19 protein-coding genes are annotated in these 21,907 nt (G+C 63.1%); 11 read left to right on the top strand and 8 right to left on the bottom strand.

Going from position 1 to position 21,907, the window contains the following annotated elements; all coding sequences use genetic code 11:
• The 6 genes from qhpC to VEK15_08980 form a co-directional block, all read left to right on the top strand.
• On the top strand, positions 1 to 251 hold a 251-nt coding region (gene qhpC, locus VEK15_09005; GenBank protein HXV60820.1), incomplete at its 5' end, for a quinohemoprotein amine dehydrogenase subunit gamma.
• A gap of 8 nt (positions 252 to 259) precedes the next feature.
• Positions 260 to 1,345: a hypothetical protein gene (locus tag VEK15_09000; GenBank protein HXV60819.1), complete on the top strand. Its 1,086-nt coding sequence runs from the start codon at positions 260 to 262 to the stop codon at positions 1,343 to 1,345.
• Between the two features lie 4 nt (positions 1,346 to 1,349).
• Positions 1,350 to 2,087: a S8 family serine peptidase gene (locus VEK15_08995; GenBank protein HXV60818.1), complete on the top strand. Its 738-nt coding sequence runs from the start codon at positions 1,350 to 1,352 to the stop codon at positions 2,085 to 2,087.
• Between the two features lie 7 nt (positions 2,088 to 2,094).
• Positions 2,095 to 2,673, top strand: coding sequence for a YqgE/AlgH family protein (locus VEK15_08990; GenBank protein ID HXV60817.1), 579 nt, complete (start codon positions 2,095 to 2,097; stop codon positions 2,671 to 2,673).
• 33 nt (positions 2,674 to 2,706) lie between these two features.
• Positions 2,707 to 3,021 (top strand): hypothetical protein, encoded by a 315-nt coding sequence (locus tag VEK15_08985; protein HXV60816.1) that lies wholly within the window; start codon positions 2,707 to 2,709, stop codon positions 3,019 to 3,021.
• A 93-nt stretch (positions 3,022 to 3,114) separates the two neighbouring features.
• On the top strand, positions 3,115 to 3,414 hold the full coding sequence (locus tag VEK15_08980) for a GYD domain-containing protein (GenBank protein HXV60815.1): 300 nt from the start codon (positions 3,115 to 3,117) through the stop codon (positions 3,412 to 3,414).
• Between the two features lie 39 nt (positions 3,415 to 3,453).
• Here the strand turns inward: VEK15_08980 and VEK15_08975 are convergent, their stop codons facing one another.
• The 8 genes from VEK15_08975 to VEK15_08940 form a co-directional block, all read right to left on the bottom strand.
• Entirely contained in the window at positions 3,454 to 4,638 is a 1,185-nt protein-coding gene (locus VEK15_08975) for an amidohydrolase family protein (GenBank protein HXV60814.1), read from the bottom strand.
• A 156-nt stretch (positions 4,639 to 4,794) separates the two neighbouring features.
• Positions 4,795 to 6,888: a carboxypeptidase-like regulatory domain-containing protein gene (locus VEK15_08970; protein HXV60813.1), complete on the bottom strand. Its 2,094-nt coding sequence runs from the start codon at positions 6,886 to 6,888 to the stop codon at positions 4,795 to 4,797.
• A 98-nt stretch (positions 6,889 to 6,986) separates the two neighbouring features.
• Positions 6,987 to 8,879: an ankyrin repeat domain-containing protein gene (locus VEK15_08965; GenBank protein HXV60812.1), complete on the bottom strand. Its 1,893-nt coding sequence runs from the start codon at positions 8,877 to 8,879 to the stop codon at positions 6,987 to 6,989.
• Positions 8,879 to 10,246, bottom strand: coding sequence for a DUF1552 domain-containing protein (locus VEK15_08960; protein ID HXV60811.1), 1,368 nt, complete (start codon positions 10,244 to 10,246; stop codon positions 8,879 to 8,881). The genes VEK15_08965 and VEK15_08960 overlap by 1 nt, the downstream gene beginning before the upstream one ends.
• Positions 10,247 to 10,279: 33 nt before the next feature.
• Positions 10,280 to 12,682, bottom strand: a complete 2,403-nt coding sequence (locus VEK15_08955; protein HXV60810.1) for a DUF1592 domain-containing protein — start codon at positions 12,680 to 12,682, stop codon at positions 10,280 to 10,282.
• 115 nt (positions 12,683 to 12,797) lie between these two features.
• Positions 12,798 to 14,429 carry a GMC family oxidoreductase gene (locus VEK15_08950; GenBank protein ID HXV60809.1) on the bottom strand — a complete coding sequence of 544 codons (1,632 nt, stop codon included), beginning with the start codon at positions 14,427 to 14,429 and terminating at the stop codon, positions 12,798 to 12,800.
• 4 nt (positions 14,430 to 14,433) lie between these two features.
• Positions 14,434 to 15,018: a gluconate 2-dehydrogenase subunit 3 family protein gene (locus VEK15_08945; protein HXV60808.1), complete on the bottom strand. Its 585-nt coding sequence runs from the start codon at positions 15,016 to 15,018 to the stop codon at positions 14,434 to 14,436.
• A 223-nt stretch (positions 15,019 to 15,241) separates the two neighbouring features.
• Positions 15,242 to 16,354 (bottom strand): PP2C family protein-serine/threonine phosphatase, encoded by a 1,113-nt coding sequence (locus VEK15_08940; GenBank protein HXV60807.1) that lies wholly within the window; start codon positions 16,352 to 16,354, stop codon positions 15,242 to 15,244.
• A 141-nt stretch (positions 16,355 to 16,495) separates the two neighbouring features.
• Here VEK15_08940 and VEK15_08935 point away from each other — a divergent pair, with 141 nt between their 5' ends.
• The 5 genes from VEK15_08935 to VEK15_08915 all read left to right on the top strand — a co-directional run bounded on the left by VEK15_08935 (position 16,496) and on the right by VEK15_08915 (position 21,714).
• Complete coding sequence (locus tag VEK15_08935; GenBank protein HXV60806.1) at positions 16,496 to 18,385, top strand: NAD(P)-binding protein; 1,890 nt, start codon at positions 16,496 to 16,498, stop codon at positions 18,383 to 18,385.
• A 16-nt stretch (positions 18,386 to 18,401) separates the two neighbouring features.
• Positions 18,402 to 18,785 (top strand): DUF2784 domain-containing protein, encoded by a 384-nt coding sequence (locus tag VEK15_08930; GenBank protein ID HXV60805.1) that lies wholly within the window; start codon positions 18,402 to 18,404, stop codon positions 18,783 to 18,785.
• 882 nt (positions 18,786 to 19,667) lie between these two features.
• Positions 19,668 to 19,823: a hypothetical protein gene (locus tag VEK15_08925; protein ID HXV60804.1), complete on the top strand. Its 156-nt coding sequence runs from the start codon at positions 19,668 to 19,670 to the stop codon at positions 19,821 to 19,823.
• 107 nt (positions 19,824 to 19,930) lie between these two features.
• Complete coding sequence (locus VEK15_08920) at positions 19,931 to 20,710, top strand: hypothetical protein (GenBank protein ID HXV60803.1); 780 nt, start codon at positions 19,931 to 19,933, stop codon at positions 20,708 to 20,710.
• Entirely contained in the window at positions 20,707 to 21,714 is a 1,008-nt protein-coding gene (locus VEK15_08915; GenBank protein ID HXV60802.1) for a site-2 protease family protein, read from the top strand. The genes VEK15_08920 and VEK15_08915 overlap by 4 nt, the downstream gene beginning before the upstream one ends.
• The last annotated feature ends 193 nt before the right edge of the window (positions 21,715 to 21,907 follow it).

Raw genomic sequence — 21,907 nt, 5'->3', positions numbered from 1 at the left:
AGGCTCTGCAGGAGACCCCACCGCATTACCCGCCGGGGTGTACGACGATCTTCTCGCCGGGATGGGAAGTCGATTCGACCGGAGGGACTGCCGCCTGGTGCCAACCCATGGAGCGCGACCTCTACGATTGCTACAAGACCTGTTTCTGGCCCGCTCAGGTGCCCGACTACCTGAACAACAACCCCGACTGGCATTCGGGTTGTGCGAGTGCGAGCCAGGATTGGCGGAAGATCGATCTGATTTTCCCGTAAGAGGTTCTATGCGAGCCTTCGCCCTCACGCTATTGGGGCTTTCTTGCCCTCTCTCACTCGGCGCGCAGAGCGAGCCCACCGTTTTCATCGCCGGTGTATGGCCCGACCGAATCCTTTTCTTCGACCAGACGACGGATGAGTTCACTGAGGGTCTGCGCCTGCGCCATGGTGCGGTGACCGACAGCTCCTATACCCAAGACAAGAGACGGTTTTTTCTCATCACCGATCGCATGGAGTCGGTCGAGGTGGTCGATCCGGTGCGTCGAGAGGTGATCGACGAGCTCAAGCTCTCGACACCGGAGCTGCGCGTTCGAATCTTCGGCGTGTTCCCGAACCCCGAGGGTACTCGCGCCTACTTGACGGTGAGCTTGGTTCGCCTTCTGGCCGATCGGTACCTTCGCGAGCAGGAGTACGACATCGTGCTCTACGACTTCGAGAAGGACGAGGTCGTGGAGCGGTTCTCGCTTCCGGAAGAGGTGCAGGGCCGCTTTCGTCCGCCGCTTCACGTGCCCCCGGGTGGGAAATCGATCTACGTCCTGGGAAGAGACATCTACGAGATCGATGCGCGGACTCACGAGGTGAAGGACACCTGGGTTCTATCGAAGCCGCTTCTCGCGGGCTATGGCGCTGTCAGAGGGATGAGCCTGACGCCAATCGACGAGCCCGGCGTTTTCTACGGAATCTATCGCACCAAAGACCCTGTTCAGGAGAAGAGCCTCTTCGGGCTGGCGAAGATGAGCCTCTACGAGAGGAAAGTGGAAAGCTACGAGTTGGGCCCGGAGCTGGAGCTCGGTCGTGGGATCGCCATATCGCCAGACAAAAAGCGCGCCTACGCCGGGCTCAAGGATGTGGTGGTCGTCGACCTGGAAACGAGGAAGGTCATCCTCCGAAAGGAGGGTTTCGAGCGAGGCCGGACCAACAACAGCCTGATCGTCTCGCATGACGGAACGAAGCTCTACGTTTCCGGGGTGGGCGATACCGTATGGGTTTACGATGCGGAATCCCTCGAGCTCCTGAAGACCGTCTATGCGGGTGGCGACTTCATGATGCCCCCGGTCGAGATCCCCAATCCGAGGCTTCCGGCGAACGACTGACGACGTGAATCGAGGGGTTCGTGTGGGCGTCGTGGACAGTGGGATCAATCCACGCCATCCTCACGTGGGCTCGGTCGCCGGTGGCGTAGGCATCCGCGTTCGGGACGGCCGCGTCGAGCTCGACGAAAACTGGCAGGACCTCTTGGGCCATGGCACGGCGGTGGCGGCCACCATCCGTGGACACGCCCCCGAGGCCGCCCTCTTCTCGATCCGGATCTTCCGTCGTCGACTCGATGCGCACGTCGAGGCGCTGGTACGCGCGATCGAATGGGCAGCCGATAACGGACTCGATATCGTGAGCTCGTCTCTCGGCTGCGTGAGCCGGGAGTGCCAGCCCGAGCTCGAGCGCATCGTACATGGATCCGGGCTGACGATCGTTTCCGCCGCGTCGATTCAGGGCGAGCCCTCGACTCTCGGCGCGATCCCGGGAGTCTTGGCGGTGGCGGCGGACCCGAGGTTCGCCGACGACCAGATCCTTTATCGCGACGGTGTTTTCTACACCTCGCCCTGGGCGCGCTCTCTCGGCGAGCTGCCGAAGGAGAGAAACTTCCATGGCACGAGCCTGGCCGTAGCCCACGTTAGCGGGGCGATCGCGGCACTCCTCGGGGCGCGGTCGATGAAGCCAACCGAGCTCCGCGCGGAGTTTCGCGCTCTCTGCACGTCCGGTGGGCCGAGGACGTCCGAGGTTTCGGCCGGAAGCGCCGGTGGCGGAGCCACGGCTTCGCGTTCTAATCTAAGATGAGTCCCGAATGCGAATCCTCAAATTGGCGCTGGTGTTGGCGATCGCTAGCCCGGCGTTCGCCGAGGTAGACCCCGACAAGGGAGTCTTCCTCGTCGCGAGACCGAAGATCGATGGGGGTCCGTTTGCGCACAGCGTCGTGTTGATTCTCGCCCACGGGGATGGCGGGACCCTTGGCGTCATCGTCAATCGAGCGAGCGATGTCCCTCTCGAGGAAGCCCTTCCCGATTTGCAGAGTAAACGAAAGCCGGGGCATTCTCTTCACTTCGGGGGTCCGGTAGGACTCGACGGACTCCTCTTTCTCTTCCGCAGCGATGAGCCTCACGAGGGCGCCGACCAGGTCATGGACCATGTCTACTATTCCGGCGGTCGCAACGTCCTCGAGACCCTTCTGGACGAGAACATGGGGCCCGAAGAGCTCAGAGTCTTCCTCGGTCACGCGGGTTGGGCTCCCGGCCAGCTTCGTGCCGAGATCGCGCGCGGCGACTGGGACCTCGTCCGCGCCGACGCCTTCACCGTGTTCCAGAAAGACCCGAAGACCCTTTGGCTCGAGCTCTCTCCGTCCAGCCGGACCACCGCGGATTCCTAAGCGGGCTGATGAAAAAGAGAGCGGAGGTTGATCATGAGCAGAAACTTCATCGTGGCCCTGGCGCTCCTCGCGGGTGCCTGTGGGGCGTCGGACACGGGCAGCTCGAACGCCGCGATTCCCGTGGACAAGATCGTCTCGGATACGGACCTTCTTCGCGAGATGCAAGCGGCCGCGAACGACATTGTTCGCAACGCCGCGGATTGCAATTACGTGACGAGCGCGGCTCCCGACTTCTACCGCATGCTCGGCGAGGCCGAGGGGAAAGTCCAGACCGAGGCGGGAAAGCAGAGTCTCGAGACGGTCCAGAGACAGGTGGACCGCATCGCCGAAACCTGCGGTGCTCGGTAGCGGCGCACGGGTTCCGGGCCAGTCGAGGCTTGGACGGGGAAGAGCCGAGGAGACCAAGCGACGAGCTCGAATGCATAGAGTGCAGGAGGTAGGATGCCAACTTTCGTGTTGATGACCAAACTCTCGCCCGAGACCATGGGTGATCCCCGAGGCATGAAGCAGGTCGGCAAGACCTGGCTCCAGAAAGTCTCGCAACACTGTCCCGGCGTGAAGTGGATCGCCCACTACGCGCTTCTCGGTCGCTACGACTTCATGGACATCTACGAGGCGCCCGACTTCGAGACCGCTCACAAGGTTTCTTACATATCGCGGGCGGAGGGTGCTCTCGATGCCGAGAGCTGGCAGGCCGTCCCCTATGAAGACTACGTGGAGCTCGTCGACGACCTGAAGTAAGCAGGCAACGTCGCGCTCTTCATCGCCCTGGTAGGCTAGTCAGCGCTCGAATTTGTAGATCGTACCGCTCCGCATCACGAAACGAACGCGCCGGAGCGCGGAAACGTCTTCGAGGGGGTTTCCCTCGACCGCGATCAGGTCGGCCGCCATCCCCGCTCGAATCTGGCCGATCTCCTCTTCGAGTCCGAGCGACTCCGCCGCGAGCGACGTTGCGCCGAGGATCGCCTGGTGCGGGTCCTGTCCGCCGGACTCGACCCGGTAGACGAGCTCCTCCACGTTGCGGCCGTGGGCTCCGGCGACGGCATCGGTTCCGAAGACGATCTTCAGCCGATTGATGCCGAGCCCGACTTTGAACGCCTCGAGAACCGAAGGGACGGCGTTCTCCATTTGACGAAAGCCCTCCTCGGTATAGTTCCCGATTCCGAGATACCGCGACTTGTTGTCGAAGTAGTTCTGGAAGATGAGGTGAGTGTTGGGATCGAAGTAAACGCCCTTCTCCGCCATCAGGCTCATCGTCTCCTCGTCGAGGAGGGCTCCGTGCTCGATGGTGGTGCACCCCGCTTCCACCGTTCTCCTTGCGCTTTCCGGTCCGTGCGCATGCACGACGCTTCTCAAGCCAAGGCGTGCCGCTTCGGAGCATGCGGCCTGAACCTGCTCCTTCGTGAGCGTGGGCTCACCCCCGTCCCTTATGCTCGCGGATGCGAAGATCTTGATGACGTCGGCGCCCTCGGCCGCCTGCTGGCGTACGAATGCGCGGATGGCTTCGGGGTCTCCGGTCCGGTCGGTGACGCTGCGGAGCGAGGTCAAGATCCTCGGTCCGGGAAGGACTCCCCGGTCGATGGCATCCCGAAGCGGCTTGTCCACCGGAGCTCCCAAGCTCTGGACGGTGGTGAATCCGGCCATGAGCATCTTGTACGCGTTCTCGGCGGCGTAGAGCACCTGCTCTTCCGGTCCTTCTTCCGAGGCGTCGCTGGCGAGCCGCCCGGTTCCGTCGAAATGCCAGCTCACGTGGACGTGGGTGTCGATGAGCCCGGGCAGAAGCGTGAGCCCGACGAGGTCGTAACTCGGCGTGCCCTGTGACGGTCGGACTTCTTGTATCGAGCCATCCCGGATCTCGACGTCACGATCCTCGAAGCGGCCGCCGGAGCCGTCGATGAGCAAAGGAGTCCTCAATATGAGCGAGTCCTGAGCGAGCACGAGCAGAAGGAATGTAGTGAGCGTCATGAGCGGTTCCCTGAGTCCCAAAGAGTGCTCAATGCCGTGGCGGGACCCGTAATCGATCGTGCCGCCACGGCTCGGGCTGCTTACGGCGCGGCAGGCGCGCCGGGCTCGCTCCGCTCGCGCAGGCTGGACTGTACTTTTTCATCATCCTGCTAACGGCTACTTCGCCAGCGGATCCGGACGCATCTGGAAATGAACGACGATTGGCCGGCTGCCCTTGCCGGTCTCTTTCAGCCACGGGGTGCGATCTCCTTCGGGAACCCATAACCCGCGGCCTTTCCAGCCGGCATCGGGATCGTCGATGCGGCCCTCGAATCCCTTGGTATAGAAGCCGAGCGGATAGGGGACTCGCAGGGTGACGAACTCGCCCTCGACCAGCGCATGGACGCCGTCGAAGAGGTTTCCCGTGGCGATGGGCACGTTTCTTCCGAGGCCCAGCGTGTCGTGCTGATCCACCCAGGTGTAGTAGCTCGACTCGACGCTGAACCCGGGAGCTTCGGGAAAGGACGGGCCGGGCAGATCGTGAAAGGTCCAGCCCTCGGGACAGTGATCTCCGGTCGCGTTCGGTCCGTTCAAGGGCCCCTTGCACTTGCGGCGGTCGAACTCACCCAGGTGGCCACTGCCGAGCGACGCCCAGACGACGCCGTCGGTGTCGATGTCCGCGCCGCGTAACCCAAAGCCAGGCAAGGGCGGATTGTAGGTCTCCGCCAATCCAGTTTCCGGATCGTATCGGGTCAGGGACCCTGGGTAATAGAAAGTATTGGAGCCCCAGACGGACCCATCGGCCGGATTCGGCATGACCGCGTAGAAACCCTTGGGAACGCGCTTGTCGAGGTTCGGATCCAGATCGTCTTCGGGCTCCACCCATTCGTCTCGCTGGCCGTTTCCGTTCGTGTCCAGCACTAACGGCGACCAGCCCTGGGCTGCGGCCGCGTCTCCGGTCTCATCGAATACCTTCGTGTTCAACCAGCCAACCACCTGACGATCGCCGCTGGTCCAGAGGGTGTTGTCTTCGTCGTAAGCGAACTGCAGGTGATGGGTGCTGAAGCAGGTGTCGACGAAGGTGTATTCCTGAGTTTCGGGGTCGAGCATCGCCAGATGCCGGCTCGATCGCTCGGTGGGGAAGAGCCGTGCCGATGGGTGTTCCGAGCCCTCCCGGCAGAACTCCGGATTGTCCGGCCCGCGTATCCGCGCCGTCAGCCATACGCGGCCTCGGTGGTCGAGCATCGGATTGTGGATGTTCGTCTGGCTGTCCCAGATGGCTTCGTCGCCCCAGTACGGCGACGGTGCGACGACCGGGTCGTCGTGAGTGGTCGGCGTGTCTTCGTCCCGGGCGGGGGCGTGGTAGACGGTGTCGGTATTGGCGACGGGATCGAGGATGGGAATCTCATCGGTGCTGAGCTCGGGCGCGCCATACAGCAGTCCGTATCCGTTGACCGTCGGATTGCGACGGTCGGTACCGGAAAGATCGTGCATGTAAGCTTTGGCGTTGGACCAGTCCCGGATGGTGGCGACGACGTTGCGCTCGCGGCCGGTCGGACGCTCGGGAGCCTGAGCCGGCAGCTCCCCCGCGGCGATGCGGTCGGTCCAGTCCGCGAGGTACTTGATCGGCAATCCGGCAAGGAGCTGCTCCGCCTGGCGAGCCATCTGGCCACCCGCCTGGCCCGAGGAGATCCGGCGTAGCCAGGCCTGCTCCGATGACTCGAACTCCCCAATCCCTTCGGGCAGGGCGCGGGTCGCGAGTTGGCCCATCTGATGACAGCCGACGCAACCCATGTTCTTCATCCACATCAGGTAGGCATTCTTGCCACCCGTGACCTTCTCGAGCTCGGCCTCATCGGGAAGATCCATCATCGCGTACCAGTAGGCGGCAGGGTAGACTTTCGCGGCTGCGGCAGCATCGGGCGCGATCTCCGCGGTGAGATCCGCGTGATCGCCGGGCTTGGCCGAGACCTTTCTCGAGTCGGCCAGCCCGTAGCCACGAACCCAGACCTGATAGTTTGCCGGGGGCAGGTCGGGCACCACGTAACGACCCTGGTCATCGGTCACGACGACCCGAACGAACATCGTCTCGAGGTCGCTGGTCTCGGCAATCACCCAGACCCCGGCCTCGGGACCCTTGGTGCTGCTCACCACCCCTCCGATGTCGTCTTCATCGATCGCGACACCTGGAGATGGTGATTCGGCCTCGCACCCGGCCAAGAGCACTGTCGCCGCGATCATTCCTCGTAGGAGCCGGCCCATCTTCGACATGATTTGTCTCCTTATCTTAGTGGTCGCTCGCCTCCTCGGCTCGCTCCCGGCGCGCGCTCCTCGCGCGGGCCGCTCCTACATCGTGACGGAAGTCTAAGTCAGCATGACACGCATCGGTGGTTGTTTTTTGCGCCCAGCTTTTCCAGCAGGGCAACGGTCTCGGGAAACGGAGAGACCCTTTCGATGGGCCCGTTGGCCATGTCGGCGGTGGTCTGTCCCTTGCGGCTCGTGGCCTTCACATCGGCCCCTTTCTCCACGAGGTAGAGCACGAGATCGTTGTCCCCTCGGGAGGCGGCGTGGTGGAGCGCGGTGTAACCGTTGGCGTCGCGAACATCGACTGAAGCCCCGCACTCTTCGACCAGGAACTTCACCGCTGGCACCCAGTTGTCGGGAACGTGACGATGCGCGTTTCCGGCGAAGGACTGTCCGTAGCCCACGCCGGAGGCTGCATGGATCGGATAGATATGAGGGCCGCCTACGGGGACTTCGGGATTGCCCAGCTTGAAAAAGTGAGCGAGCTTCTTGAACGGTTCGGAGATGTTCTCTTTGAAACCGGCGGTGTCCTCACCTCGGCGGCGCCTCGCGGGAGGCTTGAGGGTGGGAAGACTAGGATCGGCTCCGTGTGCCTTCAAGAGACGCATGGCTGCGACGTCCAGTGCGTAGGCGGCGCGCCAGAACGGCGTCGCCCCCATATAGTCGATTCCCGCCGCGCGTAACACTCCGAAGGTGTATTCCATGTACCAGAGATGTTTTTCGAGGCGCACGTTCGGGTCGGCCCCAGCGAGGAGAAGAGCCTCCATGAGCTCGAGGTGCGTGGCCTTCTGTTGTTGGTTCTCGATGGGGTGGGCGTAGGAGGCTCGGGGCGCCCAGGTTCGCTCGAGGGCAGCAAACAAAGGCGTCGTGCCCGCCGTGCTGGCAAGATTGGGATTCGCCCCCCTCTCGAGCAGACGCAGAGCGAGATCGAAATGCCCATTGAGGGACGCCATCAGAAGCGGTGTCGTCCGATCGGAAGCGGAAGGTTGGTTGACGTCGGCGCCGCCATCCAGAAGAGCCAGGCTCGCTTCGACGTGGCCCTGCCGGACGGCGTGCAGGAGCGGAGTGAGCCCTCCCCAACTTTCGACCAGCTCGCCGTATGAAGGGGCATTCTCGTCTCGGTTCTTGGAATCCTTGGCTTTCTTGGCCGAGGCCGACGGTGGCGGCCTCGCGCCATCCGCCGTGCTCGCTGGCTCGTCCGCGTCGTCGGGCTTACGCCAGTTCCGCTGCAGGTGACGAGAAGCCTCGATCGCTACCTGAACCTGGTTCGGCGTCGGCTTCCAGTCGCTTCCTCCCTTCTCTTGCTTCTTGAATCCCTCGAGGATCTCCGCGATCCGCTTGTTCGCCGCTTCGTCGGCCTTTTCGAGCTCGGCGACGTCCACGGCGCGGGACGCGACGGCGGGGTCGGCTCCGGCCTCGAGGAGCAACCGAATGGCTTCAACCTGGCCTCGAGACGCGGCAAAGGTCAGGGGCGTCTGCCCCCAGGCCGCCTCTTTGGCTTCGACGTCGGCGCCGCGCTCGAGCAGAGCCGCTACCGCGTCGATCTCCCCCGCCGCCGCCGCGAGATGGAGCGGGGTCACGCCCGAGTTGGTGGTCGTCAGGTTGGGGTTGGCGTTCGCCCGGAGCAGCGCCCGCACGACGCCACCGTGCCCCCCGCGGCTCGCTAGGTGGAGAGGCGTGTAGCGCCCAATGCGGGTCCCGGCGTGTACGTTGGCACCCGCGGTAATGAGAACTTCGGCCAGGCTGGTGTCGCCGCGCTCCGCCGCCCAGTGAAGCGCCGTCATGCCGTCTCCTTGCGAGGTATTGACGTCGAAGCCGTTTCTGAGAAGGTCTCGGACTCCGTCGGAATCCCCGCGAGCGGCGGCATCCGCTACCTCCGCTTCGAAACCGATCGCTCCGGTCGCTGGAAGGGACAACGCGAGAGTGACCACCAGACCGAATGTCGGCAACTCTCCCATCACAGTGACATCTCTCCGGTGCTGTCGCCAAAGCTCTCCCTTTCGTGTCCGAGCTCGTTGAGAAGCGCGAGCATGACGTTCGCCATGGGAGTGCCATCCGGAGCCTTGATGTGAGATCCCCCTTGGAGCCGGCCGTTCGCTGCCCCGAAGACTACCAAGGGACAGCGCCGGTGGTTGTGGAGGTTGGCGTCGCCCATCGGGGAGCCCCAGAGGATCACCGACTGGTCCAACAGACTCGATTCACCGTCGGTGGTCTCCTCCAACCGCTTCAAGAAGTAGCCGAGCTGGCTCACCCGGTACTGGCAAATCTTGTTGAATTCGAGAATGGCTTCCTTCTTGTCGCCATGATGGGAGGCCGGGTGAAAGGCCCGATCCGATCCGCTTTCGGGGAAGGTTCGATTCGAGGCGTCCCGGCCGGTCTTGAACGACACGACGCGGGTCATGTCGGTTTCGAACGCGAGAATCTGGAGATCGAACATCAGTTTCATGTGCTCCGAGTAAGAATCGGGCACGCCCGGAGGAGCGTCGGGCAGCTCCCGCGCGTCTCCGCTCGTATTGCGCGCTTCCACCTTCTGGATGCGGCGCTCGATCTCTCGGACGTTCTCCAGGTACTGGTCGACGCGCCTTCGGTCGACCGCCGAAAGCTCTTTGGTCATGCTCCTGACCTCCTCTGCGACCCAATCGAGAATGCTTCGGTGGGTCTGGCGTCGCCGCGCCCGCTCTTCGGGACTGCCGCCGGCTCCGAACAGCATGTCGAAAGCCGTGCGTGGGCTGCGAATCATCGGTAGGGGCTCTGCCGGTGACGCCCAGCTGATGCAATCGATGTACGAGCACGAGTAGTTGTAGTCGCAACCACCGCCCTTGTTGGTGCTCTCGATGCAGAGTTGGAGCGACGGTATGGCGGTTTCGTGACCGTACCGCTGCGCATGGATCTGATCCATGGACGTTCCGCAGAACAGGTCCGAGCCCTGCGTCTGTTTGGGGTGCGTGTGGGTCAGGAATACGGCGGACGAGCGAAAGTGATCCCCTCCCACCTCCGGCGGTGCGAAAGCCTCGGCCATACGGACGTCGGTATTGCTGATGATGGTGAAGCGATCGCGCCACGGTTCCAGCGATTTCAGGGGATTCGCCTCTACGAGATCGTAGCCGCGCCCGACCGTGGCCGGTGCGAAGAGGTGCTGGGTTGCGCCCCACTGGTTGCAGCCTGGGAGTCCGTGCACTTCCTCGATACAAACGAGTCGGGTGCGCTCGCTCTTGGAAGAGCCGTAAGCAGGCGCCATGGCGTCGAGCAAGGGCAGAGCGATACTCGCGCCCGCCGCGCGCAGGAACGTCCGGCGCGGGAGCTTCTTTCCAGTGACGAAGTGCATATACCCTCCGCCGATGACGCTAAAGTCTGATGCTCATCGGTCCGACTTCCTGGCGGCGGTCTCCTCATCGACGGCCTGGACCTGCTTCGTCAGAAACGCTTCGCTTCGGACGACCCCCAGAATGAAGGAAGACAAGCGGTAATCGTTTCGCTCGGCCTCGGCGGCAATCGCCCGCACCGCGGGCTGGTCGCGATACTCGACTCTTCGTCCGAGAGCGAAGGCCATCAGGTTCTCGGTGAAATGCCGCACCAACGGGATCGGCCGCCTCATGAGCGCGTCGACCAGATCGGCGGGAGTCTCGATGGGTGTGCCGTCGTAAAACGTGCTGCGGGTGTCGAGGGGGACCCCGTTCTCCCGGATCCGCCACTTTCCCGTCACATCGAAATTGTCCAGAGCGAGTCCGATCGGATCGATGAGGTTGTGGCAAGCCGCACAGGTCGGGTTCTGTCGATGAATCTGGAGCCGTTGCCGCGTCGTAAGCACCTCGCCATCTCGCGAATTTTGAGTTTCTTCCAGATCGGGGATACCCGGAGGTGGGGGCGGCGGCGGCGTGCCCAGGAGAACTTCCAGGACCCACTTGCCACGCAGCACCGGTGACGTTCGGTTTCCCAGAGACGTCTGAACCAAGACACTGCCGTGGCCCAGGATCCCCTTTCGCTCGTTCGAGGGATAGCTGACGCGGCGGAACGCCTCACCGACCACGCCGCGAATCCCGTAGTGTCGGGCCAACCGTTCGTTCATGTAGCTGTAATCGGCGGTTACGAGCTCGAGAACGCTCCGGTCCCGGCGCACGAGCTCCTCGAAAAAGACCTCGGTCTCTTGCCGCATAGCCTCCATGAGCTGTCGGCTGTAGTTGGGAAACCAGAATGCGTCCGGGCTCACCTTTTCGAGATCCTGCAGTCGCAACCACTGGGCCGCGAAGCGTGTGGAGAGCGCCTCCGAGCGCGGATCCGCAAGCAGCCGCGTCGTCTGGGCTCTCAGGACGGTGTCTCGTGACAGCTCGCCCGAGCGCGCCAGACGGAGCAGCTCTTCGTCGGGATTCGTACCCCAGAGGAAGAAAGAGAGACGCGAAGCGAGATCGATGTCGGCGATCCGGTAGACCTCGCCCGGCGCGACCTCATGCGGCTGTCGCTCCATTCGGTAGAGGAAGTGAGGGCTGCTCAGAATCGCTTCGAGAGCGGTCCGAACGCCGACCTCGAACCCTCCGCCGTCCGCGCCCAGGGCGTAGAACTTCATGAGGTCTTGGACGTCGTCTCGATCGACGGACCTTCCGTACGCCCTGGCCGCGAGCCTGGCGACGATCTGTTCGGCGCAGGGCTTCTCTTCCACGGGTGCGGTGGGCCGGCAGGAGAACACGCGCTTGCGCGAGGGGGACTCGGAGACCCCGAGCGGCTCGTAGGGTCCCTCCAACGTCAAGCTCACGAGGTGGGGCGGGGAGGTTGTGCCGTAGCTGGTCTCGGTACCCGTCAGCGACCAATCGTTCGGCCGGATCAAGTCCTCGTAAGGCCCATCCATCTGGCGGATGAACGCAGCGGTCACCCGATGCTCGCCGGCACGGACGAAGATGGGATCGGTCGCGATGGGGAAGTCCTTGCGGCCCTGGAAGTCGATGTCACCGCCGTAGCGGACCAGGGCCACCTGCGCGCCGTCGATCGAGACGTCGATGTCGTGAAAGCGTTCTCCCCAGCCCGACATGAACCCCATCGAGAACGTGTACTTCCCGTCCGCGGGAAAGTTGTGAAGAATGCTGATGCCGCCTCGGGTGCCGAAGGGAGCTCCGTCCACGCGTTCCCATTCGTGCTGAGAGACCGCCGGCGGGTTGGTGTAGATCGTCGCCGTTACGGCGCCGTCGACCTGACCGACGGCCTTCCGGGCGACCTCGCTCGCCGCCGTTAGGTACGCGGCCATCAGGGTCGGCGACAGGATCTGGGCGTCGGCGATGTTGTCGAAGCTGGCGCTGATGGGATCCTCGGGCAGCCATTCCGAAGGGTCGACCGTCAGATCGAAGAGGTCCTGCACCAGTCGAGCGTATTCCGCTCGATTCAATCGCTGGGACGGACGACTGCCCGGCTCGCGCCGCGCGTCCGCGGCGGCGTCGATTCCGCGCTCGAGCGTTTCCACCAACGCCCGCGCGGCGTCTTCTTCAGGCCTCGGCATTCCCGCTGGCGGCATCATGGCCGCCCGAAGCTTGCGAATCATCTTCTCCGTGAGCTCGGCGTTCCGCTCGGGATGTTCTGCGTCGAACGTCTCGAGGCTCATCCCGCCGAGCAACGTGACGTCGTTGTGGCAGGTGACACAGTATTGCTGGATCACCGCGTTGGGCTCGGTATCCCGCGGTTCGGTCGTCTCGACGGCCTGGGCTCCCGTTGACGAGACGAGAGCGAACAGAAACGCCAAGGTGAGTCGTGCCCACTGCTGACCGTTGTTCTTAGCCACGGACGATGCTCCGAGTTCTTAGAATATAAGAAGGTTCAAGCCAAGTCTCAAGCAGCTTCCAAAAATCGCCCGAATCGAGGATCGGCCAGGCTCGGGCTAATGGGACGGAGCTTGTTCAAGCGCCCCCCGACTGTGACCTCCTGCCGTCGACCGAATTGGATCTCGGCGGGAACTCCTTCGCCAGCGCCTGTGCGGAGCGCAGAGAGAGCGCGCTGAAGGTGAGTGTGCCGTTGTTGCAGCCGGCGGAGACGATAGTCGGTGCTCCCACGATCCAGAGATTCTCGTGATCGTGACTTCGACCCCATCGGTCGACCACGCTCGCCTGTGGATCGTCCCCCATCCGGCAGCCTCCCCCAGGATGATCATAAACCGTCGGATCGGGGCGAACCTCGAGAATCTTCCCGCCGCCCGCGCGTACGAGAGATTCGAACACTCCGTGGATGCTGTCCTCGGTGAAAGCACGAAGGTCGTTGGACCAGTGGCTGTCCACGAAGTCGACCCTCGGAAGCGGGTCGCCCCAGGGATTCTTCCGGTTGGTGTCCAGAGTGATGGCGCTGTCACGCGAGGGGATCACGTCGTAGTACGCGCGCATCCGGGCCGCGCCCGTTTCCGAGCGCCGTCGCCAATCCTTCAGGATCGAGTCACCGAGAAGGAGCCTCCCATCGTCGTCCCGCATGCGAGGCGCGCGATTCCGGGAGGATTCCCAGATGCGGAGATCGTGCCGGACGTATCGGTCGCGCTTGCCTCGTTGAAACTTCTTCGACAGCAGGCTGTCGGCCTCGAAGACACCCGGATAGAGCTTCAGCGGCACTTCCAAGAACGCGTTCACCGGCCGATGTCCGGTCACGAACTTCCCCACGAGACCGGAACCGTTGGCCAGACCATCGGGGAACCTGCCCGTTGCCGAGAGAAGGAGAAGGTGCGTGCTCCAGCAGTAGCCTGATGCCAGGACGAAGCTTTGCGCACGCAGCTCGACGGGCTCGTCGGGCCGATCGCGGTCGAGGGCGACGGCATGGTCGATCCGATCCGACCCCTCGGCGAGCGCGAGCTTTCTGACGAGCGTTCGGGTGACGAGCTCGATCCGGCCATCCTTCAAAAGCTCGAGGAAAGAGAAGTCGGGAGAATATTTCGCCCCCGTAGGACAGATGCTGCACGTATCGCATCGCATGCAGACGCCGCGTCCACGATAGGGAATCGAGTTCTTGGAGACCGGATTCGGCCAGAACGGGATGCCGGATTTTTCCGCCCATTCGCGAAGCCGGGTCAGATTGTACGAAAGCGGCAAGGGTGGAAGCGGATAGTCTTTCGATCGTGGATCCAGCTCCGGCGGCCCCGGAGTGCCTGCGACCCCGATGCGCTCCTCGGCCTCTTGATAGTAGGGATCGAGCTCGTCGTAGTCGAGCGGCCAGTCGTAGCCGACTCCGTAGATCGTGTTGAGGCGAAAATCCTCGGGCGTGAATCGCGGCGTCGTTCCGCCCCAGTGAAGGGCGAGCCCTCCGACCGCCATCGACCGCGACTGGATGCCTTTGGCCGACTGTCCCTCTATGTGATCGTCGGGCCAGGGGTTCTCGCCATAGGCGAGGAAACGCTCGCGACGATGAGGTCGCTCCTCGAGGTTGAAGATCTTGTTTCCCGCCTCGACCACGACGACCTTCGCGGTCGTCTCTTCGGTCAGTTTCTCCGCCACCATGGCGGCGCTGATGCCGGCGCCGATGATGACGACGTCGCTCTCGATCGTTCGTGCCATGGCGTCAGCTCCTCCTCTCGTCGGGAGCAGCTGGTGAGGCGTCGAGCCCGCGGCAGGTATGCCTTTCGATGGCAGCGCGGTAGCACAAGTCGTTCGCCTCGGAGCTCGCGTAGAAGTACGCGAGGAGGCCGCAAGCGACGTGGGGTGCCCTCGCGATCTCGGGAAAGCTCGCTTCCAGATCCTGGGGAAGATGACGCTCCAGAATTGCCGTCTGGTCTTCTCGAGAAAGCTCCTTGAACGACGAGCCGTGACGCCTCTCGGCTTCGAGCTCGAGTGCTTCGAGCTGCGAGGACCAGAGCGGCGCCGGATCGGGCGGGCCGTAGAGGATCTCCTCCGAGAGGTAGGGGTGGTCGAGCTCGGCGACCGGCTCGAAACCCTCGAGCCATTTTCGGAACCCGTCGAGAACGCGGGCGGTTCCCAACTCGCCCAGCTCCTCGGAAGGAAGAGCGAGTCGGGCCACGGCGTTCAAAGTATCGGAATCGAGTGCTGGTGGAGCCGGAGCCATGGGGGATTCCCCGGAGGTACATCGCTTCAAGGCGAGTCCCGACACGATTGCCGCAGAGCTCTTCATGAAAGCGCGACGCTTCATCACAACCTCCTTCTCTCTAATGGTCGCTCGCCTCCTCGGCTCGCTCCCGGCGCGCGCTCCTCGCGCGCGCCCACGGCCGAATTATTCGCACGCGTGCTCACATCTCATACCCTCGAAGCAGCCCGATGCGGACGATTCCCTCGCGCCCGCGCCTTCGCTCCTCGCTCCGGCGCGACGCGATTCCTCTCGGCCGGCGGCCCTGACGGGCCGCTTCTCGAGAACACTACCCGGTTACCTTGGTCACCACGAGGGTGACGTCGTCGTCGAACGGGCGGTCCTCACGAAATGCGTTCAGACTTCTCAACAAAGCTTCTTTGATTTCGCTCGCGGGCCGGTGCGCGGTTTCTCGCAACACGACCTCGAGTCGGTCGTATCCGTAGGGCTGTAGGCTCCGGTTCATCGCCTCGGAGACGCCGTCGGTGTAGAAGAGCAGGACGTCGCCCGGGCCGAGAGCCAGCTGAGACTCCTCCATCAAACCATCGAAAGCCGGTTTCTTCCGCATTCCGATCCCCACCCCCTCGGGAGCGAGCCACCGGGTCTCTCCCGTCTCCGCGGAGTAATAGAGGGGGTGATTGTGACCGGCCCGGGCGAGAACGAGCTTTCTCTCACGAAAATCGACCGCGGCCACGACGGCGGTGATGAAGTAGTTGCGCTCGATGCGCTCGGATATCACGTCGTTCATCTCCACGAGCATCTGCTTCGGCGAGAGAGAACCCTTTCCGAGCACTTCGAACAAGGCCTGGAGCCGCATGGCATAGAGGGCCGCGGGGATTCCCTTGCCCGAGACGTCTCCGAGAATCACGGTGAAACGGCGGCTCCCTTCGAAAGCGAAGTCGTAATAGTCGCCTCCGACCTCGCTTGCGGGAAGGAAGTAGCTGGCGACGTCCAGGTTCGGCAGCTTGGGGTTCGTGACCGGGTAGAGGCTGAATTGAATGACGCGCGCGATCTCGAGCTCGTCCTTGGTCAGGAGCTTCTCCGCGAGCTCGAGCGCGAGAAGGAAGTTGAGAACCACGAACCCAACGAGGGCGCCCGCCCAATCGTCTCGAAGGAATCCCCACAAGAACGTCAGGAGAGCGATGACATAGGCAAGCCGTCGAGCGGGGGTGAGCTTGCGCAAGAAGCTGAGGAAGACGGCTTTGGAGACGGTTAGATACCGCTCGAGCCCTTTGGTGGGGAGTGCCTCGTCCCTCCTCTGATCGCGCTGGTAGTAGTCGTAGGCGCGGGCCGTGTCGCGACGGACGAGGGTGTGGAGCTCGTCGATTCCGAGATCCCGGCGCCGCTCTTGTACCGTTGCTCTGACCCGATCGAGCCAGTCGCGAATGAGTGGCGGGGACATCGCGATGGGACTCTAGCACGATTCCCCGGAACGGATCCCGGAGCGAGAATCGGCGGGCCTTTCGGAGAATCGCTTGAATCGTCGCCCGGTAGTGCCCATACTCTGAAACCGTTCGACGCGCTCGGCGAACGGAGGCAAGCGATGGATGTCAATCGCAGAGATTTTCTGAACGGAATGGCGGTCGCGCTGACGAGCTCTCTACTTCCCACGTCGTCGGTCGAGGCTTTTCGTCGCGTCCTTCAGGCCGAGGCCTATCCGCCGACACTCACCGGTCTGCGCGGAAGCCATCCTGGCTCGTTCGAGATCGCCCATGCTCTTCTCGACGGCAAGTCATGGGGAAGCCCGGTGGACGTGGACGGCGTCTACGATCTCGTGGTGGTCGGAGGGGGACTGAGTGGACTCGCGGCCGCCCATTTCTTCCGGAAACAGCGTGGGCCGCGAGCGCGCATCCTCGTTCTCGACAATCACGACGATTTCGGAGGGCACGCGAAACGAAACGAGTTCTGGCATCAAGGGCAGATGTATCTCATGAACGGTGGAACTCTCAACGTGGAAGCACCGTCCCAGTACAGCACGGTCGCTTCCGGGCTTCTCTGGGAGCTCGGCATCGACCGGACGCGTTACTTCGAGGCCATCGAGGCGGTCTCGAGCCGCGACCGCGATCTCGGGCTCACCCCGGCCATGTTCTTCGACCGAGAGACCTTCGGAGTCGACCGGCTCGTGACGGGCTACCGGACCAAGCCCATCGAGACGTTCCTCGATGAGACGCCCCTCGCCAAGATAGTTCGGAGCGATATCGCTCGGCTGTACCAGAGCCCGGGCCAGTACCTCCAGGGTATCTCGTCGGAGGAGAAGAAGAAGCGGCTCGCCCGTATGAGCTACCGGGATTTCCTCGTCGATGTGGCCGACTGCGATCCGGGTGTCGTGCCGTTCTTCAATACCCGACCCATGGGATTGTTCTGCATCGGCATCGACGCATTACCGGCTCTCTACGCCTGGGAGATGGGCTATCCCGGATTCGATGGCATGGCGCTCGAGCCGACCCCTCCCGAGAGGCTTTTGGGCGAGCCGGGCGGTCAGCATGGACGCGAAAGCTCGGAGCGTGCCGACAGCGGCGATCCCGACATGTACTTTCCCGACGGAAACGCGACGATTGCGCGGCTTCTGGTGCGGGCGCTCATTCCTTCCGCCGTCCCGGGAAAGACGATGGAGGACGTCGTGACCGCCCGTGTCGACTATGGCGGTCTCGATCGTGAAGATCATCCGGTGCGGATTCGTCTCGAAAGCACCGCGATTCGGATCGAGCACAGAGGAGCGGACGAGGTAGTCGTCACCTACGTGAAGGATCAAAAACCTTGCCGGGCTCGTGCGCGGGCAGCCGTGCTCGCGTGCTGGAACGGGGTCATCCCCTATATCTGTCACGAGATCCCGGAAGAGCAGAAACGGGCGCTTCTCTACGGCGCCAAGGCGCCGCTCGTCTACACGAGCGTTCTCCTGTCGCAATGGACAGCTTTCGCCAAGGCCGGCGCTTCCAGTATCACCGCCCCGGGTAGCTATCACACGAGCCTCGGTCTCGCGCCCTCTCTCCAGCTGGGTGATTATCGAACATCGCAGAGTCCGGAAGAGCCGATCGTCGTGCGCATGGCGCGCTATCCCTGTTCCCCGGGCCTGTCCCGAAGAGAGCAACACCGCGTCGGACGCGAGGAGCTTCTCTCCACGACCTTCGAAACCTTCGAAGAAAGAATCCGAGACCAGCTCGCCCGCACGTTCGCGAGCCACGGCTTCGATGCAGATCGCGATATCGTCGCGATCACCGTGAACCGATGGCCCCACGGCTACACCTATACCTACAACACGTTGTTCGACCCCGAGGAATGGGCCTTGACCACGACCGAGGAGCGGCCCGCCATCGTGGGCCGAAAGCCTTTCGGGCGCATCGCGATCGCCAACTCCGACGCGGCTGCGAGCCCCCACACCGACGCGGCGATCGACGAAGCCTACCGAGCGGTGTCCGAGCTACCGATCTCTTGAGACCGGGAAGGCGGTCATGTGGTATGGCTTCGCCGCGGACGTCGTCGTCCTCCTGCACCTGGGCTTCATCGCTTTCGTCGTGGCGGGTGGAGCTCTCGTGCTTCGATGGAGGGCGATCGTCTGGGTCCATGTCCCAGCCGCCCTCTGGGGAGCGTATGTCGAGCTCGCCAACCGCGTTTGTCCCCTCACTCCGCTGGAGAACTGGCTTCGTATTCGTGCTGGTCAGCAAGGCTATTCCGGCGGGTTCATCGAACGGTACGTGATTCCCATCGTCTATCCCGATGGCCTGGATCGCGATACTCAGGTCGTCCTCGGGGTCCTCGTCGTCGTCGTCAACGTCCTGGTCTACCGTCTCGTCGCCTACGGCCGCCGCCAGCAACAGTCAGCTTCCAATCCGTAGCCGGCTCTCGACCGAGAGCACTCGGGGTGTCTGGCGGATGATCGACTCGGCCTTTTGCTTCATGAGCTGGTTGTTGAGGCGCTGTTTCGCCTTCGCGTCCTGCGCTTGCTGAAGAGACGTCAGCTCATCAGCAACGAACGCATCGAGCTCATGACTGCGGCTTTGTTCGAATCGGGTTTCGCCCGCGTCCAGTGCACCAAGTGTCCCAACGAGTTCCTGGTCGCATTGTGGCCGTCATACAGACCTTCGCCTCTTCTTTGAAATGGAATCCACACATCCACTCCATCACGTCCCGGGGTCTGTTCACAACCGATGGGCAATGGATTCCCGTTCCTTATGTCGATGCACATAAGGCCGAGCTCCTCTTCCGGCACAAGATCCTCCGCCTCCTCCGAAAGCGCGAGCTCATTTCGCAAGAGCGTATCGACCTGCTCCTTTCGTGGAGGAACTCGGGTTTTTCCGTCCATAATCGAATCACCGTCTATCCCGACGATGCCGAAGGGCTGCACAAGTTGGCTTGCTACCTTATGCGTGTGCCCGTCAACGTTTCGCGACTGAGATTCGACCGAGACTCCGGCTTACTCCTCTACGAGCCCAAACCAGGAGAACCTCTCGACAACGATGCTTTGACCGACCCACTAGAGTTCTTGGCGCGAGTTCTCATTCATATCCCAGAGCCCAACAAACATCTCGTCCATTTTTTGGGCGCCTACGCCAATCGTATGCGGCGAACCTACCAAGAGCCCATTCGTCACAGAGCAGGGGGAGGGAGTCAAGCCGACTACCACTACCACTCGACATGCAGCGAACAAACGATGGCGAGAGCTCATCTACCGAGTCTACGAGGTTGACCCCCTGACCTGCGATCGATGTGGCGCCGAGATGAAAATCCTCGCTCTCATCACCGAGCACGAGATCATTCGCAGGATCCTCGACCACCGAGACAAGAACACTCAACCCCGAGCTCCCGAGCGCCCTGCTGCACAAGTTCCCCGCGAGCTGGCCGTTCGCCACGGAAGTCATCGAGACCACCAGTAGGAAAGCCAGAGTCTTCGTCGGTTCATTGTGGTTCACATCATTCCCACGACGCGGCCCTTGTGCGATAATGAAACGTAGCCTACTTTCCCCTCGAAGCGAGGTGCGCCATGGACGAGCCGGTCGAACCCGTGTCGCTGCGATTTGACAAAGCCGACCTCGGAAAAAGTGGCGGCGAAGCCCCCACCTGCGAGTTCTGCCTGAACGACATCCAGGGCTCGTACTACGACGTCAACGGACAGACCGCGTGCGAGAGCTGCCTTCGCCAGGTCGAGAGTGCGCGGTCTCAGGGCACTCCGGTCGGGCGAGCGTTTCGCGCGCTCTTCTGGGGCGGTCTCGGAGGACTGGTCGGGGCGGGAATCTATTACGCCGTTCTCGCGCTCTCCGGATACGAAGTCGGTCTCGTCGCCATCATCGTCGGGGTCCTCGTCGGTTTCGGCGTTCGCAAAGGCTCGAACGGAGTCGGTGGCCGCAGATACCAGGTCCTCGCCGTCGCAATCGCCTATCTCTCCATCGTGAGCACCTACATTCCTTTCATCGTCGAAGAGATCATGAAGCAGGGCGAGGCGATGGAGGAACCGGCGGCGGGAGAAGCCGCCCCCGCCGTGCCAACGATCGAAGGTGCGAGCGAAGGTGCGAGCGAAGAAGAACCTGCAGCGGTGGACCCACCTCTCGACGCCCCTCCGCTCGTCCTGTTCGTCATCGGCGTCGTTCTGATCGTCGCTCTCGCTGCGGCGTCCCCGTTTCTCGCCGGTATCGAGAACGTCATCGGGCTCCTCATCATCGGCTTTGCTCTCTACGAGGCGTGGCGGGTGAACGCCTACGCTCCACTTCAGGTCGAAGGGCCGTTCGAGATCGGAACGCCTCGGATCCGGCCCGACGCACCTTGAGCTCCGGAAGGTGTCCCGACTGCGGGACCCAGCTCTCGTCCACCCGGTTGAGCTGTCCCGTCTGCAACCGCCTCGTTCACCGCGAAGAGCTCGAGAGGATTGCCGCCGCGGCCGGTGCCGCGCGCGAAAAAGGCGAGGCCCGTGAGGAGATCGTTCTCTGGCGCCGCGCGCTCGAGCTCCTGCCGCCCGAGACCGCTCAATCGCGCACCATCGCCGAGCGGGTGAGCGAGCTATCTCCCATCGTGGAGAGCGAGCCCGAAGAAACGGAGGAAAAGAAGCACGCGGCGTTGAAGTGGGCCGGGGTCGGAGGTGTCGCCCTTCTCGCCTGGAAACTAAAGTCGGTCCTCGCGTTCCTCATCACGAAGGGGAAGTTCCTCCTTGCCGGGCTCACCAAGTCCGGCACGTTCTTCTCGATGCTTCTCTCGCTCGGCGTGTACTGGACCGCCTTCGGGTGGCAGTTCGCTCTCGGACTCGTCGTGTCCATCTACATTCACGAAATGGGTCACGTGGCGGCTCTCCACCGGTTGGGCATTCGTGCTTCGGCGCCGATGTTCCTTCCCGGAATCGGAGCTGTGGTTCGCATGGAGCAGTATCCGGTCGACGCCCGCGAAGACGCCCGGGTCGGACTCGCCGGGCCTCTCTGGGGGCTCGGCGCCGCCGTCGTCGCCTACGTCGTCTTTCTCGCGACGGCTGCTCCCATCTGGGGCGCCATTGCGAGGGTGGGCGCCTGGATCAACCTCTTCAACCTGCTTCCTGTCTGGCAGCTCGACGGCGGACGGGGATTCCGGGCGCTCGCGCGGTCCGAGCGATACGTCGTGACCGCCCTTCTCCTCGGCCTCTGGCTCTACGCGGGCGAAGGCCTTCTCGTGCTCCTCGTGCTCGCCGCCGCGTTCCGCACCTGGACGACGGAGCCGTCGCCCAATGGAGATCGGATGGCGCTCGGTCAGTTCGTCGTTCTTCTCGTCGCCCTCACCGCGCTCAGCGTCCTCGACGTTCCCGTCTAGATGCCCGCCCCGGCAGCATCACGCTGTTACGGGAACGGGGAACTCGCGACCTGGCTGAATGCGGACTACGATGCGTCTGGCACGGATATCATTGCGGCTGGGAGGACCCATACCAGCGATGTTGACGACGAATCGATCGGCTCTCGTGCTGAGCCTTTTGGCCGTTGCGCCGCGAGCGACCGCTCCAGCTGAG

This window comes from Vicinamibacteria bacterium, from assembly GCA_035620555.1.
Classification (GTDB): domain Bacteria; phylum Acidobacteriota; class Vicinamibacteria; order Marinacidobacterales; family SMYC01; genus DASPGQ01.
Note: the sequence above shows the minus strand (reverse complement) of the source record. Positions and strands in the feature narration are given on the sequence as shown.